Annotated in this window: 18 protein-coding genes; 9 read left to right on the forward strand and 9 right to left on the reverse strand. The window is 69.3% G+C overall.

From position 1 onward, the window contains the following. Nucleotides 1–5 precede the first annotated feature (5 nt). From sigM to trxA, 4 genes are all read left to right on the forward strand, one after another. The gene (gene sigM / locus EAO77_RS07365; protein WP_147987245.1) at nucleotides 6–710 is read left to right on the forward strand and encodes an RNA polymerase sigma factor SigM; all 705 of its coding nucleotides are present in this window, start codon (nucleotides 6–8) and stop codon (nucleotides 708–710) included. Continuing rightward, on the forward strand, nucleotides 707–1609 hold the full coding sequence (locus tag EAO77_RS07370; protein WP_147987246.1) for a hypothetical protein: 903 nt from the start codon (nucleotides 707–709) through the stop codon (nucleotides 1607–1609). Before sigM ends, EAO77_RS07370 begins: the two co-directional genes overlap by 4 nt. A gap of 123 nt (nucleotides 1610–1732) precedes the next feature. Then, entirely contained in the window at nucleotides 1733–2707 is a 975-nt protein-coding gene (gene trxB, locus EAO77_RS07375) for a thioredoxin-disulfide reductase (RefSeq protein ID WP_147987247.1), read from the forward strand. 53 nt (nucleotides 2708–2760) lie between these two features. After that, nucleotides 2761–3093, forward strand: a complete 333-nt coding sequence (gene trxA, locus EAO77_RS07380) for a thioredoxin (protein WP_147987248.1) — start codon at nucleotides 2761–2763, stop codon at nucleotides 3091–3093. 79 nt (nucleotides 3094–3172) lie between these two features. Here trxA and EAO77_RS07385 read toward each other — a convergent pair whose 3' ends face one another. From EAO77_RS07385 to rpmH, 9 genes are all read right to left on the reverse strand, one after another. Then, nucleotides 3173–3790, reverse strand: coding sequence for a GNAT family N-acetyltransferase (locus EAO77_RS07385; RefSeq protein WP_147987249.1), 618 nt, complete (start codon nucleotides 3788–3790; stop codon nucleotides 3173–3175). Between the two features lie 308 nt (nucleotides 3791–4098). After that, a complete protein-coding gene (locus tag EAO77_RS07390) occupies nucleotides 4099–5193 on the reverse strand; it encodes a ParB/RepB/Spo0J family partition protein (RefSeq protein WP_147987250.1) in 1095 nt (364 codons plus the stop codon). Beyond that, entirely contained in the window at nucleotides 5190–6263 is a 1074-nt protein-coding gene (locus EAO77_RS07395; protein ID WP_147989010.1) for an AAA family ATPase, read from the reverse strand. Before EAO77_RS07395 ends, EAO77_RS07390 begins: the two co-directional genes overlap by 4 nt. A gap of 248 nt (nucleotides 6264–6511) precedes the next feature. Further along, on the reverse strand, nucleotides 6512–7228 hold the full coding sequence (rsmG, locus tag EAO77_RS07400) for a 16S rRNA (guanine(527)-N(7))-methyltransferase RsmG (RefSeq protein WP_147987251.1): 717 nt from the start codon (nucleotides 7226–7228) through the stop codon (nucleotides 6512–6514). Between the two features lie 112 nt (nucleotides 7229–7340). Beyond that, nucleotides 7341–7850 (reverse strand): protein jag, encoded by a 510-nt coding sequence (locus EAO77_RS07405; protein ID WP_147987252.1) that lies wholly within the window; start codon nucleotides 7848–7850, stop codon nucleotides 7341–7343. 14 nt (nucleotides 7851–7864) lie between these two features. Beyond that, a complete protein-coding gene (gene yidC, locus EAO77_RS07410; protein ID WP_147987253.1) occupies nucleotides 7865–9133 on the reverse strand; it encodes a membrane protein insertase YidC in 1269 nt (422 codons plus the stop codon). Nucleotides 9134–9136: 3 nt separating this feature from the next. Beyond that, nucleotides 9137–9496 (reverse strand): membrane protein insertion efficiency factor YidD, encoded by a 360-nt coding sequence (gene yidD / locus EAO77_RS07415; RefSeq protein ID WP_147987254.1) that lies wholly within the window; start codon nucleotides 9494–9496, stop codon nucleotides 9137–9139. Beyond that, nucleotides 9493–9864 carry a ribonuclease P protein component gene (gene rnpA, locus EAO77_RS07420; protein ID WP_147987255.1) on the reverse strand — a complete coding sequence of 124 codons (372 nt, stop codon included), beginning with the start codon at nucleotides 9862–9864 and terminating at the stop codon, nucleotides 9493–9495. The genes yidD and rnpA overlap by 4 nt, the downstream gene beginning before the upstream one ends. Nucleotides 9865–9884: 20 nt before the next feature. Beyond that, complete coding sequence (gene rpmH, locus EAO77_RS07425) at nucleotides 9885–10022, reverse strand: 50S ribosomal protein L34 (protein WP_018846094.1); 138 nt, start codon at nucleotides 10020–10022, stop codon at nucleotides 9885–9887. Between the two features lie 360 nt (nucleotides 10023–10382). On the opposite strand from rpmH, the gene dnaA reads away from it, so the two are divergent. From dnaA to EAO77_RS07460, 5 genes are all read left to right on the forward strand, one after another. Continuing rightward, complete coding sequence (gene dnaA, locus EAO77_RS07435; RefSeq protein WP_147987256.1) at nucleotides 10383–12365, forward strand: chromosomal replication initiator protein DnaA; 1983 nt, start codon at nucleotides 10383–10385, stop codon at nucleotides 12363–12365. A gap of 1006 nt (nucleotides 12366–13371) precedes the next feature. Next, nucleotides 13372–14502: a DNA polymerase III subunit beta gene (dnaN, locus tag EAO77_RS07445; protein WP_147987257.1), complete on the forward strand. Its 1131-nt coding sequence runs from the start codon at nucleotides 13372–13374 to the stop codon at nucleotides 14500–14502. Nucleotides 14503–14534: 32 nt separating this feature from the next. After that, nucleotides 14535–15482, forward strand: coding sequence for a phosphogluconate dehydrogenase (NAD(+)-dependent, decarboxylating) (gene gnd, locus EAO77_RS07450; RefSeq protein WP_147987258.1), 948 nt, complete (start codon nucleotides 14535–14537; stop codon nucleotides 15480–15482). Nucleotides 15483–15537: 55 nt separating this feature from the next. Then, nucleotides 15538–16665, forward strand: a complete 1128-nt coding sequence (gene recF / locus EAO77_RS07455) for a DNA replication/repair protein RecF (protein WP_147987259.1) — start codon at nucleotides 15538–15540, stop codon at nucleotides 16663–16665. Beyond that, a complete protein-coding gene (locus tag EAO77_RS07460; protein WP_147987260.1) occupies nucleotides 16662–17198 on the forward strand; it encodes a DUF721 domain-containing protein in 537 nt (178 codons plus the stop codon). The genes recF and EAO77_RS07460 overlap by 4 nt, the downstream gene beginning before the upstream one ends. The last annotated feature ends 75 nt before the right edge of the window (nucleotides 17199–17273 follow it).

The following is a 17273-nucleotide window of genomic DNA, read 5'->3' on the forward strand; positions in this document are numbered from 1 at the left end:
CACCGTTGAACGACGAGACACTCGGCGACCGGAGCGATCAGGATCTCCTGGCACTCCACGTCGCCGGGGACCCGGAGGCCTTCGGTGAGCTGGTGCGCCGGCATCGCGACCGGCTCTGGGCCGTGGCGCTGCGTACCCTGGGGGACAGGGAGGAAGCCGCCGACGCGGTCCAGGACGCCTTCGTCTCCGCCTTCCGGGCCGCGGCGGGATTCCGTGGGCAGTCCGCGGTCACGACCTGGCTGCACCGCATCACGGTGAACGCCTGCCTCGACCGGGTCCGCAAGGCCGCCTCCCGCAAGACGTCCCCCGTCGACGACACCGAGCGGCTGGAACAGCTGCTGGAACCGCATGAGTCCGCCGAGGCACCCGCGGAGCGCGGTGACCTCCATCGGGAGCTGCTCGCCGCCCTGGCCCGGCTCCCCGAGGACCAGCGGGCGGCACTCGTCCTGGTGGACATGCAGGGATACCCGGTGGCGGAGGCCGCCCGGATCCTCGATGTCCCGACCGGGACGGTCAAGAGCCGCTGCGCCCGCGGCCGGGCACGCCTGCTGCCCATGGTCAGCCATCTGAGAGCCGAGGGCTCGGATATCCCCGTGGACGACGGGGGAAGGAACCGGACGGCAGGGACATCCGTCCCACCGGAGTCGGGAGCGAAAAAGCCGGGACCCAACGGTCCGGCTGCGGTGAAAGGTGGAGGTGGGCGCGCGTGACATCCTCGACCGACGCGAACCGGCACCCTGACGTCTCGGAGATCTCCGACCTCACCGAAGGTCTCCTCCCACCGTCCCGGGCCGCGGAGCTGCGCCGGCACCTCGACGACTGCGTCCTCTGCGCCGAGGTGCATGCCTCGCTGGAGCAGATCCGGGGCCTGCTGGGGACGCTGCCCGGCCCGAGCCGTATGCCGGCCGATGTCGCCGGCCGTATCGATGCCGCCCTCGCCGCGGAGGCCCTGCTGAGCGCCACGGCTCCGGCCGACCCGGTCGATGTTTCACGTGAAACATCGACCGATGCCCCCACGCCTCCCGCCGTCCCCGCGCCTTCCGCCGACCGGCCGGCCGGACGCCCGCGTGCTGCCACCGGTCCCGGCCGGAGCCGCCGACCCCGTCGCCGGACGGCCGTGCTCGGTGCCGTGCTGAGCGCGGCCGCTCTCGGCATGAGCGTCATCCTGCTGCAGTCCGGCACCCAGATGTCGGCCGACTCGGGTGCCGCCAAGGACGCCTCGGTCAGCGCGGCCTCCGGCGATGCGGGCGAGTTCTCGGGAGAGCCGGTCCAGGAGCGCGTGCACACGCTGCTGTCGGTCGGCATCAGTTCCGCGGAACCGAGGATCGAGAAGGCCCCTTCGGCCGAAGCCGACAGCCCTGCCGTCTCTCCGAAGAGTTCGCCCACGGCCCCCGTGCCGCCCTGCGTCCAGCGCGGCACCGGCCGCACGGACCAGCCCCTCGCCTTCGAGGAGGGCCGCTACGCCGGGACCGATGCCTACCTCGTGGTTCTGCCGCACCCCTCCGATGCCACACGGGTCCAGGCCTACGTGGTCGATGCCGCCTGTGTGGACGCGTCCGGTACGCCTGCCGGGGATCTGCTTCTCACCAGGGCCTTCCCCCGGGACTGAGAGACCGCCAGCGCCGCTGTGCGATTGCGGGAATGCGCGCCCCTTAGGATCCGTTGGGTGGGGTGAGAGCGATGAAGCAGCCCCGTAGGCAGTAGGCAGTCCCCAGAGACGAGGAAGAAACCCGTGAGCGACGTTCGTAACGTGATCATCATCGGCTCCGGGCCCGCGGGCTACACGGCTGCCCTCTACACCGCGCGTGCTTCGCTGAAGCCGCTGGTGTTCGAGGGCGCAGTCACCGCCGGTGGCGCGCTGATGAACACGACCGATGTGGAGAACTTCCCCGGTTTCCGCGACGGCATCATGGGCCCGGACCTGATGGACAACATGCGCGCCCAGGCAGAGCGCTTCGGCGCCGAGCTGGTGCCGGACGACGTCGTGGCCGTGGACCTCACCGGGACCGTCAAGACCGTCACGGACACCGCCGGCACCGTGCACCGCGCCAAGGCCGTGATCGTCACCACCGGTTCGCAGCACCGCAAGCTCGGTCTCCCGAACGAGGACGCTCTCTCCGGGCGCGGAGTCTCCTGGTGCGCCACCTGCGACGGCTTCTTCTTCAAGGACCAGGACATCGCCGTGATCGGCGGCGGTGACACCGCGATGGAGGAGGCGACCTTCCTCTCGCGCTTCGCCAAGTCGGTCACCATCGTCCACCGCCGGGACACGCTGCGCGCCTCCAAGGCCATGCAGGACCGTGCCTTCGCCGACCCGAAGATCTCCTTCGCCTGGGACAGCGAAGTCGCGGAGATCCACGGCGACCAGAAGCTCTCCGGCCTGACGCTGCGCAACACCAAGACCGGCGCGACGTCGGAGCTCGCCGTCACCGGTCTCTTCATCGCCGTGGGCCACGACCCGCGTACCGAGCTGTTCAAGGGCCAGCTCGAGCTCGATGACGAGGGCTACCTGAAGGTGGCGGCTCCGTCGACGCGGACCAATCTCACCGGTGTCTTCGGTGCGGGCGATGTGGTGGACCACACCTACCGTCAGGCGATCACGGCTGCCGGCACCGGCTGCTCCGCCGCCCTGGACGCCGAGCGCTTCCTCGCCGCGCTCTCGGACAGCGACAAGACCGCCGAGCCCGAGAAGACGCCCGTCGTCTGACGACTCGACTGCTTTCCTCCCACCCCCGCAGAGAAGAAGTTAAGGAGGCCGCCGTGGCCGGCGCCCTGAAGAACGTGACCGACAGCTCCTTCGAAGAGGACGTCCTCAAGAGCGACAAGCCCGTGCTGGTGGACTTCTGGGCAGCCTGGTGCGGCCCGTGCCGTCAGATCGCGCCCTCGCTCGAGGCCATCGCGGCCGAGCACGGCGACAAGATCGAGGTCGTGAAGCTCAACATCGACGAGAACCCGGCCATCGCCGCCAAGTACGGCGTGATGTCGATCCCGACCCTCAACGTCTACCAGAACGGCGAGGTCGCCAAGACCATCGTCGGCGCCAAGCCGAAGGCCGCGATCGTGCGCGACCTCGAGGCGTTCCTCGGCGAGTAGTCGACCGCCGCTGTTTCACGTGAAACACGTAGGGCCCACCCTCAGGGGTGGGCCCTACGCATGTGCACGAACGATCCGCTCACAGCGGTCGCAGTGCCGGTTCCTTCTGCACCGCACCCAGCAGACGGTCCAGAGCCAGCTCCACATCCTCCTTCCAGGAGAGCGTGGTTCGCAGCTCCAGCCGCAGCCGTGGGTGTCTCGGATGGGGGCGTACCGTCTTGAAGCCCACCGCCAGCAGGTGATCGACGGGCAGCACACACGCCGGCTCCTTCCAACGGGCATCACCGAACGCCTCGATGGCCCGGAAGCCGCGGCGGAGCAGATCCTTGGCGACCGTCTGCACGATCACCCTCCCCAGCCCCTGTCCCTGATAGCCGGGCATCACCCACGCCGTCATGAGCTGCACCGCATCCGCGGCGACCGGGCTGGTGGGAAAGGCAAGGGACCGGGGAACATAGGCAGGCGGCGCATAGAGCACGAAGCCGACCGCCACATCGTCGACATAGACGACCCGGCCGCACGACCCCCAGTCGAGAAGGACCCCGGAGATCCAGGACTCCTTCTCCTCCTGCGCGGTGCCCGCTCTTACCGCGGCTTCCCCGCTGACCGGATCAAGCTCCCAGAAGACGCACGAGCGGCAGCGCTGGGGAAGGTCCGAAAGGTTGTCCAGCGTGAGTGGTACGAGCCGACGCCCCATGAAGGCTGTTCCTCGCTTCCCTGACGTGCCGCGCCAAGCGCGGCGGCCAGCGCGCTCCTCTCGCGCAGCAGGCTGCTGACGAACCCGCCCACGACTCCGAGTCCCAGGCCTGCCGTCACCAGTTGGCCGCGGCTCACCTCGCGCATGACCCCCGCCCTCTTTCTGGGATGCCCCACAGTGGATGCGTCATACCAGAACGCATCGTAACCACCCAGCCCCGACACCGGGTACCGCACAACGGCAAAGGGCGGGTTGTGTTCCGGTGAAGGAACACCACCCGCCCTCCGTACCGGGTGAGCAGCCGGGTCTCAGAGATCCTCGTCCTCGGCCGGCTCTCCGCCCGGACCGCTGTCCAGGACCTTGCCCTCGCCAGGAGCGAGAGTCCCGAGGATCCTCTCCAGGTCCTCCATCGACGCGAACTCGACGACGATCTTGCCCTTCTTCTGCCCCAGATCGACCTTCACCCTGGTCTCGAAGCGATCCGAGAGGCGGGAGGCGAGGTCGCTCAGAGCCGGAGAGAGCCGAGTACCGGCACGGGGACCCTTAGGCCGCGTCGGGCTCTTCTGGTCCGCGTTGAGAAGCGTGACGATCTCCTCCACCGCACGCACCGACAGCCCCTCGGCCACGATGCGATGGGCCAGCCGGTCCTGCTCCTCCGTGTCGTCCACGGAGAGAAGCGCCCGTGCGTGCCCGGCCGAGAGGACCCCGGCAGCCACACGACGCTGGACCGGCGGAGAGAGCTTCAGCAGACGCAGGGTGTTCGACACCTGCGGACGCGAGCGTCCGATCCTGTCGGCCAGCTGGTCATGCGTGCAGTTGAAGTCCTTCAGAAGCTGGTCGTAGGCGGCCGCCTCCTCCAGAGGATTCAGCTGCGCCCGGTGGAGGTTCTCCAGGAGGGCATCCAGCAGAAGCTTCTCGTCCTCGGTGTGCCGGACGATGGCGGGGATCCGTTCCAGGCCCGCTTCACGGCACGCCCGCCACCGGCGCTCGCCCATGATGAGCTCGTAGCGATCCGGCCCCAGCTGACGGACCACGACCGGCTGGAGAAGACCGACCTCCTTGATGGAGGTGATCAGCTCGGCCAGCGCATCCTCGTCGAAGACCTCGCGCGGCTGGCGAGGGTTGGGCGTGATCGCGTCGAGCGGCACCTCGGCGAAGTGGGCGCCGGCAGGCTCCGTCGTGGCGGGCGGAGTCTGCGCCGGGACAGGAGCGGTGGCGTCCGGCGCGGACGTCGCCGCAGGAAGTGTGGTCACCTTGGCCGCGGCCACACCGCGGTCCGAGGTCAGCACGGACGCCGCAGCGGGAGACGAGGTCCCGGTCGACGGGGCGGGCTGCTTCTCCTGGGGAGCCGCCGGGATCAGCGCACCGAGCCCACGCCCCAACCCTCTACGTCGCTCGCTCACTGGATCCCTTCCGACATGTTCTGCTGATTGTTCTGAGCCGCGTGGGCGTGCTGCGGGTCGTAGCGGACCCCCACGCCACGCAGGGCGATCTCCCGGGCGGCTTCGAGGTAGGACAAGGAACCGCTCGAACCCGGATCGTAGGTCAAAACCGTCTGCCCGTAGCTCGGCGCCTCCGAGATCCGCACAGAGCGCGGAATGCTGGTCCGCAGTACCTCTTCGCCGAAGTGGCTGCGGACCTCCTCCGCCACCTGCGACGCGAGCCGGGTACGGCCGTCGTACATGGTGAGGAGGATCGTCGAGACATGGAGCGCGGGATTCAGGTGGCCGCGCACCAGGTCCACATTGCGCAGCAGCTGACCGAGGCCTTCCAGCGCGTAGTACTCGCACTGGATGGGGATGAGCACCTCGGCCCCGGCGACCATGGCGTTGACGGTGAGCAGTCCCAGCGACGGAGGGCAGTCGATGAGGATGTAGTCCAGGGGCTGCTCGTACGCCTGGATCGCGCGCTGAAGCCTGCTCTCCCGCGCCACCAGCGACACCAGTTCGATCTCCGCACCGGCGAGGTCGATGGTGGCGGGGGCGCAGAAGAGTCCTTCGACGTCGGGGACGGGCTGGACCACCTCGGAGAGGGGTCGGCTGTCCACCAGGACGTCGTAGATCGAGGGGACTTCCGCGTGGTGGTCGATCCCCAGCGCCGTGGAGGCGTTGCCCTGTGGATCCAGGTCCACCACCAGGACGCGCGCGCCATGCAGGGCCAGCGATGCCGCGAGATTGACCGTGGTCGTGGTCTTCCCGACGCCGCCCTTCTGGTTGGCAACGACCATGACACGGGTGTGCTCAGGCCGGGGCAGCCCCTCACCGGCACGCCCCAGCGCCTCCACGGCCAGCTGAGCAGCACGGCCAATGGGGGTGTCGTCCATCGGCGGCGGTGTTTCACGTGAAACATCCTCCGCCGTGAACTCGGTACGGGGACCGGGGACCGGATCGGTCATCGGTCCCGCGATGTTGGCGTCGGACCGCAAGGATTCACTCTCCTCGACATCAGGCTCGCAATGAAGAGAGCCTGCCATGCTTTCGGGGTCGTGAACCAGCGAGGCCCGTGGTTCTGTGGAGGAATCCACCTCTGTGGACAACTCCGTAGCCCGCACGAGGGGCTTACGGCCCTTCATCGGGGCGGCAGCACGGCCGCGGCTGATGATTCCCTGCAGCAGTGAGCGACGTTTCACGTGAAACACGATGCACGCGCCGCAGGACCGGGCCGGGACGACACTCCGAAATGCGTACCTATGGAAGCTTGTATGGCTCAGCGCCGGGTCGGCTATCGGCGCCGCCGGGTGCGGCTCGTCCGCGCCGCCTTGGCGCGCTTGGCGGCGAACCTCACCCCACCGGGGCTCTCGCCGACCTCCACGCGCACCACGGTGGACAGGGGGTCGACGATCCCCTCACCCACCTGGAGGACGGACGTCTCGACCACACCGAGCTTGCTCAGTGCGGCGCGCGCTCCCTGGAGCTCCTCCTCGGCGGTGTCCCCCTTGAGGGCGAGCATCTCGCCGTAGGGACGGAGCAGCGGAACTCCCCAGCCGGCCAGCCGGTCGAGCGGAGCGACAGCCCGGGCGGTCACCACATGGACGGGCGGCACCTTGCCGAGCATCTCCTCGGCGCGCCCGCGGACCACCGTCACATGATCGAGGCCCAGCAGCTCGACGACCTCCTGGAGGAAGTTGGTCCGGCGCAGCAGCGGCTCGAGAAGCGTGATCTTCAGGTCGGGCCGCACCAGAGCCAGCGGGATGCCCGGAAGCCCGGCGCCGGACCCGACATCGCAGACCGTCACGCCCTCCGGTACCACCTCGGAGAGGACGGCGCAGTTCAGCAGATGCCGCTCCCACAGCCGGGGCACCTCACGAGGCCCGATGAGCCCTCGCTTCACCCCCGCATCCGCGAGCAGCTCCGCATACCTCACGGCCTCCGGAAAGAACTCTCCGAAAACCGTCCGCGCCTCCTGGGGCGCCTGAGGAAGCTCCTCTGCCTCCGTCACGGGAACCGTCCTTCCGTACCGCACTGCCGCAATGGGACTGTGGTGGGCTGACTATCAGGCTGACAAAGATCGGCCCCGCCTGCGAACAGACGGGGCCGACACGACAAGCGGATCAGGCAGGGAGTACGACGACGAAGCGCTGAGGCTCCTCGCCCTCGGACTCGCTGCGCAGGCCCGCGGCTGCCACCGCGTCGTGCACGACCTTGCGCTCGAAGGGCGTCATCGGGTCGAGCTGCACGGGCTCTCCGGTCGACTTGACCTCGCTCGCGGCCTTGGCCCCGAGCTCCGCCAGCTCGGAGCGCTTGTTGGCCCGGAAGCCCGCGATGTCGAGCATCAGCCGGCTGCGGTCTCCGGTCTCCCGGTGCACGGCCAGGCGCGTCAGCTCCTGCAGGGCTTCGAGCACCTCGCCGTCCCGGCCCACGAGCTTCTGGAGGTCCTTGGTGCCCGCATCGCTGATGATCGAGACCGCTGCCCGGTCCGCCTCGACGTCCATGTCGATGTCACCGTCGAGATCGGCGATGTCCAGCAGACCCTCGAGGTAGTCGGCGGCGATCTCGCCTTCCTGCTCGAGCCGGGTCAGGGTGTCGCCACCCTCGGGGGCGGAGATGGTGCCTTCCGTCACGGATGGACTCCTTCTTACTTCTTGGACGACGGGTGCTTCGGGCGCTGCGGGCCCTTGCGCTGTCCGGACTTGGGCTGGCGAGCGGAGCCGGCGGCCTTGCCGCCGGACGCCTTGGACCTGGTTCCCTCCGCGCCGCCCTTCTCGAGGGAGGGCTTCGCGTCGGTGGTGTCGCCCGAGCCCTTGGCCGCGGCACTGCCGGTGGGCGTGGACTGACGCTGCGACTTGGACTGGCGCTTCGGCTGCTGGCGGCGCTGCGCGGCGCTGCCGCCCTCCGCGTCCGCCGTCGCCGTGTCGCTCTTGATCACGGTGCCGTCGGCCTGTGCGGCCAGACCGGCCTTGGCCAGGCCCGTGATGAAGCGGCGCTCGTTGTCGTTACGGTCGGCGGTGCTCTTGGCGACGATCATCTGGACGATGGTGCGCTTGCGACGCGAGCGGACCTCGCCGTGAGCCACGACGGACTTGACCAGGCGCTGGAGGTACTGGTCCTGGGCCTTGCTGCCGGGCGTGGGGTTCTGGTTGATGACGTACATCTGCTGGCCCATGGTCCACACGTTGGTGGTCAGCCAGTAGACGAGGACACCGACGGGGAAGTTGATGCCCATGACCGCGAAGATCACCGGGAAGATGTACATGAGCATCTTCTGCTGCTGCATGTACGGCGTCTTGACCGTGAGGTCGACGTTCTTCTGCATCAGCTGACGCTGGGTGAAGAACTGCGACGCCGACATCATGACGATCATGATCGCGGTGACGATGCGGACGTCCGTCAGGGAGGCGTTGAGTGCCTCGACCTTCTCGGGGGAGTCCATGAACTTCGCGGCGATCGGGGCACCGAAGATGTGTGCCTGCCGGGCGCTGTCCACCAGGCTCTGGTTGAGGACACCGATCTCGTCACCCGAGGCGATCTTGCTGAGCACGTGGTACAGCGCGAAGAAGAACGGCGACTGGGCGAGGATGGGAAGGCACGAGGAGAGGGGGTTGGTCCCCGTCTCCTTGTACAGCTTCATCATCTCTTCGGACTGACGCTGCCGGTCGCTCTTGTAGCGCTCCTGGATCGCCTTCATCTTCGGCTGGAGCGCCTGCATGTTCCGGGTCGACTTGATCTGCTTCACGAAGAGCGGAATCAGACAGATCCGGATGAGCACCACCAGGGACACGATGGACAGTCCCCAGGCCCAGCCCGTGTCGGGGCCGAAGATCGCCCCGTACAGGCTGTGGAACTGGACGATGATCCACGAGACGGGTGTGGTGATAAAACTGAAGATGCTGGCAATCGTGTCCACTAATCAGGCTCCTTGAGCATTGGGCGAGGTCTCTGCGGCCGGGCTCGGGGGTTCGTGTGCCGATCCCGGGGCAGGCACATCGGCGGCGGAGTGCCCGCCCTTGCTGCCGCGCAGGGCATCGCGCAGCATTTCGTGCCATCGGGGGCGTTTGCGCGGCGGCACATGATCCACACCGCCCGGCGACCACGGGTTGCACCGCAGGATCCGCCAGGCGGTCAGGGCCGTACCCTTCACCGCGCCATGCCGGTCGATGGCCGTAAATCCATAGTGGGAACACGACGGGTAATACCTGCAGACAGGCCCCAGCAGCGGGCTGATCGTCCATTGATAGATCTTGATCAGCGCCAGCAGTGGGTACTTCATCGCGCGCCCCCTCCCAGCAGCCGCTGCAGAGCGGCGTCCAGGTCTCGGGCCAGCTGTGCTTGATCGGCGTCACCCGCACCGGGCAGCGCCCGTACGACCACCAGGCTACCGGGGGGCAGGAGGGACAGACGATCGCGCATGAGGTGACGCAGTCTCCGCTTGACCTTGTTACGCACGACGGCGCCACCGACGGCCTTGCTCACGACGAAACCCGCACACGTCGGGGAGGCGCTCTCCCCAGGCGCGTGCGGGTCCGTGGCACCGCTTCGTAGGTGGACGACGAGGAGCGGGCGTCCGGCCCGGCGTCCTCGGCGTACCGCAGTCGCGAAGTCCTCGCGCCGCCTCAGCCGATTCTCGGTAGGCAGCACGTCATGACCTGTTTAGGCGATCAGGCGGACAGGTTGGCGCGACCCTTGCTGCGGCGGTTCGCCAGGATGGCGCGGCCGGCGCGGGTACGCATGCGCAGGCGGAAACCGTGGGTCTTCGCACGACGACGGTTGTTCGGCTGGAAGGTGCGCTTGCTCACTCGGGGGCTCCAGAAATGAATCGTTGGTGGCGGGACATCGCCTGGCTGTCACCGTGCGCCCACGAGTAGCTCGCGTTTACGCCCGAGTGCACCGCTTCACGATCACTGATCGTGATCTTTGCCCATCGGAGGCAGGCGGCAGCAGCCATCGACAACTCGACCTGGTCACGGTACGCGCGGCTACGCCATCCGGTCAAACCAGCTCATCGGCGGGGGTCGCTGTGCACAGGCTGTGGACAACAACTTGAACCGCACGAGTCGGCGCGACTACCGTGGCTGGACTCCCATTCTTTTCCTGCCTGTCTTCCTATCCCGTCCCGAGAACCACACATTCGTGGGACCTGCGAGAGAGCGTGCTTTGTGGCTGACGTACCTGCCGATCTTGCCGCAGTGTGGCCACGAGTGCTGGAGCAGCTCCTCGACGAGGGCCAGCAGGGCGTCGAGCCCAAGGACAAGCAGTGGATCGAGCGCTGCCAGCCACTCGCCCTCGTGGCCGACACGGCGCTGCTCGCCGTCCCCAACGAATGGGGCAAGCGCGTTCTGGAGGGCCGGCTCGCGCCGTTGATCAGCGAGACCCTCAGCCGTGAGTGCGGCCGCCCCATCCGTATCGCCATCACGGTGGACGACTCGGCGGGAGACCCGCCGCCCACGCCGGCGCCTCCCCGTCACCCGCAGCAGGGCTCCCGCTACGGAGCTCCGCAGCACGACGACTCGCGCACCGGCGGTGGATACGACTCCGGACGTCCGGGCGACGGCTACGACGGCGGCCCGTACGACGGTCCCCGCTCCGGCGACCCCTATGACGCCCGTCAGAACGACGGCTACGAGGCGCCGCGCCAGAACGACGGGTACGAACCGCCCCGGCAGGGCGACGGCTACGAGCCCTCCCGCCAGAACGACGCGTACGACAGCCCGCGCAAGAGCGACGGCTTCGACGGATCGCGGCAGAACGACCCCTACGACACGTACGGCCGTCGGCCGGAGGCCGACGACGGCCTGCCGGGCGTCCGCCCCACCTACCCCGAGTACCAGCAGCGGCCCGAGCCCGGCGCCTGGCCGCGCACCGCGGAGGACCTGTCCTGGCAGCAGCAGCGCCTCGGCGGGTTCCAGGACCGCGACCTGTACGCCTCGCCCCCGTCCGGAAGGGACCGGCACGACTACCGGTCCCAGCCGCCGGAGCGCCAGCAGTACGACCCGCGGCCCGAGCGGCGCGACCTGCCGGAGCCGGGGGCCGGACACCGCGGTGTGCCCTCCGGCGCTCCCGGTCCGCTGGGCGCGAAGCCGGCCCCCGCGCCGGGGCCCGGTGAGCCGCACGCCCGGCTGAACCCCAAGTACCTCTTCGACACCTTCGTGATCGGGGCGTCCAACCGGTTCGCCCATGCCGCGGCGGTCGCGGTCGCCGAGGCACCGGCCAAGGCGTACAACCCCTTGTTCATCTACGGGGAGTCGGGACTGGGCAAGACCCACCTCCTCCACGCGATCGGGCACTACGCGCGCAGCCTCTACCCGGGCACCCGGGTGCGGTACGTGAGCTCCGAGGAGTTCACCAACGAGTTCATCAACTCCATCCGCGACGGCAAGGGAGACACCTTCCGCAAGCGGTACCGCGACGTGGACATCCTGCTCGTCGACGACATCCAGTTCCTCGCGAGCAAGGAGTCGACGCAGGAGGAGTTCTTCCACACCTTCAACACGCTGCACAACGCCAACAAGCAGATCGTGCTCTCCTCCGACCGGCCGCCGAAGCAGCTGGTGACGCTGGAGGACCGGCTCCGCAACCGGTTCGAGTGGGGTCTGACGACGGATGTGCAGCCGCCCGAGCTGGAGACGCGTATCGCGATCCTGCGCAAGAAGGCCGTGCAGGAGCAGCTCAACGCCCCGCCGGAGGTGCTGGAGTTCATCGCCTCCCGTATCTCACGGAACATCAGGGAGCTGGAGGGCGCGCTGATCCGGGTGACGGCGTTCGCGTCGCTCAACCGGCAGCCGGTCGATCTCGGGCTGACCGAGATCGTGCTCAAGGACCTGATCCCCGGTGGCGAGGACGCCGCTCCCGAGATCACCGCCGGCGCGATCATGGCGGCCACCGCCGACTACTTCGGGCTGACGGTCGAGGACCTGTGCGGTTCGTCCCGCAGCCGTGTGCTGGTGACCGCACGCCAGATCGCGATGTATCTGTGCAGGGAGCTGACGGACCTGTCGCTGCCGAAGATCGGCGCGCAGTTCGGCGGACGGGACCACACCACGGTGATGCACGCGGACCGCAAGATCCGTGCGCTCATGGCCGAACGCCGCTCGATCTACAACCAGGTCACGGAGCTGACCAACCGCATCAAGAACGGCTGACGCAGCGGCCTGCCAGGGCGCCCGGGGACCTGCTCCCCGGGCGCCCTCGGCGTTTTCCGGCCCCGGACACGGGGCACCGGACCAGGGACACGAGGCCCCGCACGGAGGCCGCCCCGGGCCTGCATCAGAGTGGCGCAGAGCCGGTCGGAGTTCCCCCGTGGGGACCGCGCGGTGCCGCCGGAACACCCGGGAAAGCCGGTCGCGACGGCCTTCGAGGTGTCCCGAGGGCCGTTCCGGAGCCCGCTCCCACCTCGAAGCCGGACAGGGTGTGTTCGAATACCCGGCGGCCGGAGTCGCTTCTCCACAGATTCGGGAGTGATTTTCCCTCCACAGCCTGGGGACCGCGAAGTTGTCCCGTACCGGTCCACAGGTGCGCCGTGGTCCGGGGAGTCCTGGCAGGTCAGCCGGTTGTGGATTTGTGGCCGAACGATCTCCACAGTCTGTGGACACAGCCGTCGTCCACAGACCTTGATCCACCTTGTCCACCGGCAGCCCACAGGCAGGGGTCCGTTGCCCACAGCTTTTCCCCACCCCTGTCCACTGTTCGGCAACGGAACACCACAGCTCACCGGGTCGAGTGAAAGGCGTCACACCAAGGAGGTCGGTTGCCCTGTGGGGAACCTGGGTAAAGCTGGGGACGGCACTGGGGAGAAGTACCGGCGGGCTGTGCATCGGGTGTGCAGAACTTTCCCGTGTCCACAGAGACACCGGGTTGTCCACGGGTGCCGCCCACAGGCGCAGTGGACAAAAAACCTGGCCTGACCTGCTCAAACGGCGTTATCCACGGTTTCCACAGCACCTACTACTACTCCCACTCTGAGTTACCGGGGAATTCGCTTGGAAGGGGGTCCTGTGCACAACTCGGCGCCGGGGCTCCGGCTGCCTCCTGTCCTGACTTGACCCCGACCCGCACCGAGTGTCGGCGCGGTGCGTCAGACTGGTCTCCGGCATCAAGCCGACGACGAAGGCCAGCAGGGCGAGCCAGCAACAGCAGGAGGCGGTTCCGGTGAAGATCCGGGTGGAGCGCGATGTACTCGCGGAGGCGGTGGCCTGGGTGGCCCGGAGCCTTCCGGCCCGTCCGCCGGCGCCGGTGCTCGCGGGCCTTCTGCTCAAGGCCGAGGACGGCGCCCTGAGCTTCAGCAGCTTCGACTACGAGGTCTCGGCCCGGGTCTCCGTGGAGGCCGAGATCGACGAGGACGGCACCGTCCTCGTCTCCGGGCGCCTGCTGGCCGACATCTGCCGCGCCCTGCCCAACCGCCCGGTGGAGATCTCCACCGACGGTGTACGCGCGACCGTCGTCTGCGGCTCCTCCCGCTTCACCCTCCACACCCTGCCGGTGGAGGAGTACCCGGCCCTCCCCCAGATGCCGACGGCCACGGGCACCGTGCCCGGTGAGGTCTTCGCCTCCGCCGCCGCCCAGGTCGCCATCGCCGCGGGCCGCGACGACACCCTCCCCGTCCTCACCGGTGTGCGCATCGAGATCGAGGGCGACACGGTCACCCTGGCCTCCACCGACCGGTACCGCTTCGCGGTCCGCGAGTTCCTGTGGAAGCCGGAGAACCCGGAGGCGTCCGCCGTCGCCCTGGTGCCCGCCAAGACGCTCCTGGACACCGCCAAGGCGTTGACCAGCGGCGACACGGTCACCCTCGCCCTGTCCGGCTCCGGCGCCGGTGAGGGCCTGATCGGCTTCGAGGGCGCCGGCCGCCGCACCACTACCCGGCTGCTCGAAGGCGACCTGCCGAAGTACCGCACGCTCTTCCCGACCGAGTTCAACTCGGTGGCGGTCATCGAGACCGCGCCGTTCGTCGAGGCCGTCAAGCGCGTGGCCCTGGTCGCCGAGCGGAACACCCCGGTGCGCCTGAGCTTCGAGAAGGGCGTGCTGATCCTCGAGGCCGGCTCCAGCGACGACGCACAGGCTGTGGAGCGGGTGGACGCCGAGCTGGAGGGCGACGACATCTCGATCGCCTTCAACCCGACCTTCCTGCTCGACGGCCTGAGCGCGATCGACTCGCCGGTGGCCCAGCTGTCCTTCACCACCTCCACGAAGCCCGCACTGCTGAGCGGCCGGCCCGCGATGGACGCCGAGGCGGACGAGGCCTACAAGTACCTGATCATGCCGGTGCGTCTGAGCGGCTGATCAGCGGCTTCTGAGCGCCTGACCCCACAGGTGTGCAACCGCGTCCGGGCGTAGGCTCGGACGCGGGTAGGAATCGGCACACAACGATTGAGGAATCTCAGATGGAGCTCGGTCTCGTCGGCCTCGGCAAGATGGGCGGCAACATGCGCGAGCGCATCCGCCGCGCAGGTCACACCGTCATCGGCTACGACCGCAACCCGGATGTCGCGGATGTCCACAGTCTCGAGGAGCTCGTGGGCAAGCTCAAGGGCCCGCGCGTCGTCTGGGTCATGGTCCCGGCGGGTGCCGCGACCCAGTCCACGATCGACGAACTGGCCGAGCTGCTCTCCCCCGGCGACGTCGTCGTCGACGGCGGCAACTCCCGCTGGACGGACGACGAGAAGCACGCCGTCGAGCTGGGCATCAAGGGCATCGGCTTCGTCGACTGCGGTGTCTCCGGCGGTGTCTGGGGCCTGGAGAACGGCTACGCCCTGATGTACGGCGGCGACGCCGAGCACGTGGCGAAGGTGCAGCCGGTCTTCGACGCCCTCAAGCCCGAGGGCGAGTTCGGCGCGGTCCACGCGGGCAAGGTCGGCGCCGGCCACTTCGCCAAGATGGTCCACAACGGCATCGAGTACGCGATGATGCAGGCCTACGCCGAGGGCTGGGAGCTGCTGGAGAAGGTCGACTCCGTCACCGACGTGCGCGAGGTCTTCCGCTCCTGGCAGGAGGGCACGGTCATCCGCTCGTGGCTGCTCGACCTCGCGGTGAACGCGCTGGACGAGGACGAGCACCTGGACGGGCTCCGCGGCTTCGCCCAGGACTCCGGAGAGGGCCGCTGGACGGTGGAGGCGGCCATCGACAACGCCGTGCCGCTGCCGGCCATCACCGCCTCGCTGTTCGCGCGGTTCGCCTCGCGTCAGGACGACTCCCCGCAGATGAAGATGATCGCCGCGCTGCGCAACCAGTTCGGCGGCCACGCGGTGGAGAGCAAGAAGTAGTCCACAGGTTGTGCACGGCGGTGCACAGCCGCCGGGGGAAGGTCGGCGCCACACCATGCACGTCACGCATCTGTCGCTGGCCGACTTCCGCTCGTACGCCCGGGTCGAGGTCCCTCTCGATCCGGGCGTCACCGCCTTCGTGGGGGCGAACGGGCAGGGCAAGACCAACCTCGTCGAGGCCGTCGGCTACCTGGCCTCCCTCGCCAGCCACCGGGTCTCCTCGGACGCCCCGCTGGTGCGCATGGGCGCCGACCGCGCGGTCATCAGGGCCGCGGTCGCCCAAGGCGACCGCTCCCAGCTGATCGAGCTCGAACTCAACCCGGGCAAGGCGAACCGGGCCCGTATCAACAGGTCGTCCCAGGTCAGGCCCCGTGACGTGCTCGGCATCGTGCGGACGGTGCTGTTCGCTCCGGAGGACCTGGCCCTGGTCAAGGGCGACCCGGGCGAGCGCCGGCGGTTCCTCGACGAACTGGTCACCGCTCGCTCGCCGCGCATGGCGGGCGTCCGCTCCGACTACGACCGGGTGCTCAAGCAGCGCAACACCCTGCTGAAGTCGGCCGCCATGGCCCGGCGGCACGGCGGCCGGTCGATGGACATGTCGACCCTGGACGTCTGGGACCAGCACCTGGCCCGTACCGGGGCGGAGGTGCTCGCGCAGCGGCTGGACCTCGTCACCACCCTTCAGCCCCTCGCCGACAAGGCGTACGAGGCCCTCGCCCCCGGCGGCGGCCCGGTCGTCCTGGAGTACCGTTCCTCCGCCGGTGCGACGGGCGATGCGCACAGCCGCGAGGAGTTCTACGGGCAGTTGACGGCCGCCCTGGCCGACGTCCGGAAGCAGGAGATCGAGCGGGGCGTGACACTGGTGGGCCCGCACCGTGACGACCTGCTGCTGTCGCTGGGCCGCCTGCCCGCCAAGGGGTACGCGAGCCACGGGGAGTCCTGGTCCTGCGCGCTGGCGCTCCGCCTCGCCTCCTACGACCTGCTGCGCGCCGAGGGCAACGAGCCGGTGCTCGTGCTCGACGACGTCTTCGCCGAGCTGGACGCCCGCCGGCGGGAACGGCTGGCGGAACTGGTGGCCCCCGGCGAGCAGGTCCTGGTGACGGCCGCGGTCGACGACGACGTGCCCGGTGTGCTCGAGGGTGCGCGGTACGCCGTGGCGGACGGAGAGGTGACGCGCGTATGAGCGAGGACGAGAAGCGGGCCGTCCCGGAGGCGTCCGGGGTGGACCTGGCCCGGGTCGCGCTGCGGGCCGCCAAGGAGCAGGCCCGGGCGCGCGGGGCGGCGGCGCAGCAGAAGAAGCAGGCCAGGCGCGGCGGCGGACTGCGTTCCGGCGCGCGCGCGGACGGGCGCGACCCGCTGCCGCTGGGCGCGGCGATCAACCGCCTGATCACCGAGCGGGGCTGGGAGACACCGGCCGCCGTCGGCGGCGTGATGGGCCGCTGGCCGCAGATCGTCGGGGACGACCTGGCCAGGCACTGCGTGCCCCTGCGGTACGACGAGGACCCCGACCAACGGCTGCTGACGGTGCAGTGCGACTCGACGGCCTGGGCGACGCAGCTGCGGCTGCTGGCGCCCCGTCTGGTCGCCCGGCTCAACGAGGACCTCGGGCACGGGACGGTCCGTGCGATCAAGGTGCTGGGACCGGGCGGCCCGCAGCGCCGTTTCGGCCCGCTGCGGGCGCCGGGAAGCACCGGTCCGGGGGACACGTACGGCTGAGCGGGGCCCCGCTCCGGGGCCGCTGCGCCGGGGTGGGACGGCCGGGGCCGACGGGGCGTCCCTCTGGGTAGCGGA

The sequence above is a fragment of the Streptomyces sp. T39 genome (genome assembly GCF_008042045.1).
Classification (GTDB): domain Bacteria; phylum Actinomycetota; class Actinomycetes; order Streptomycetales; family Streptomycetaceae; genus Streptomyces.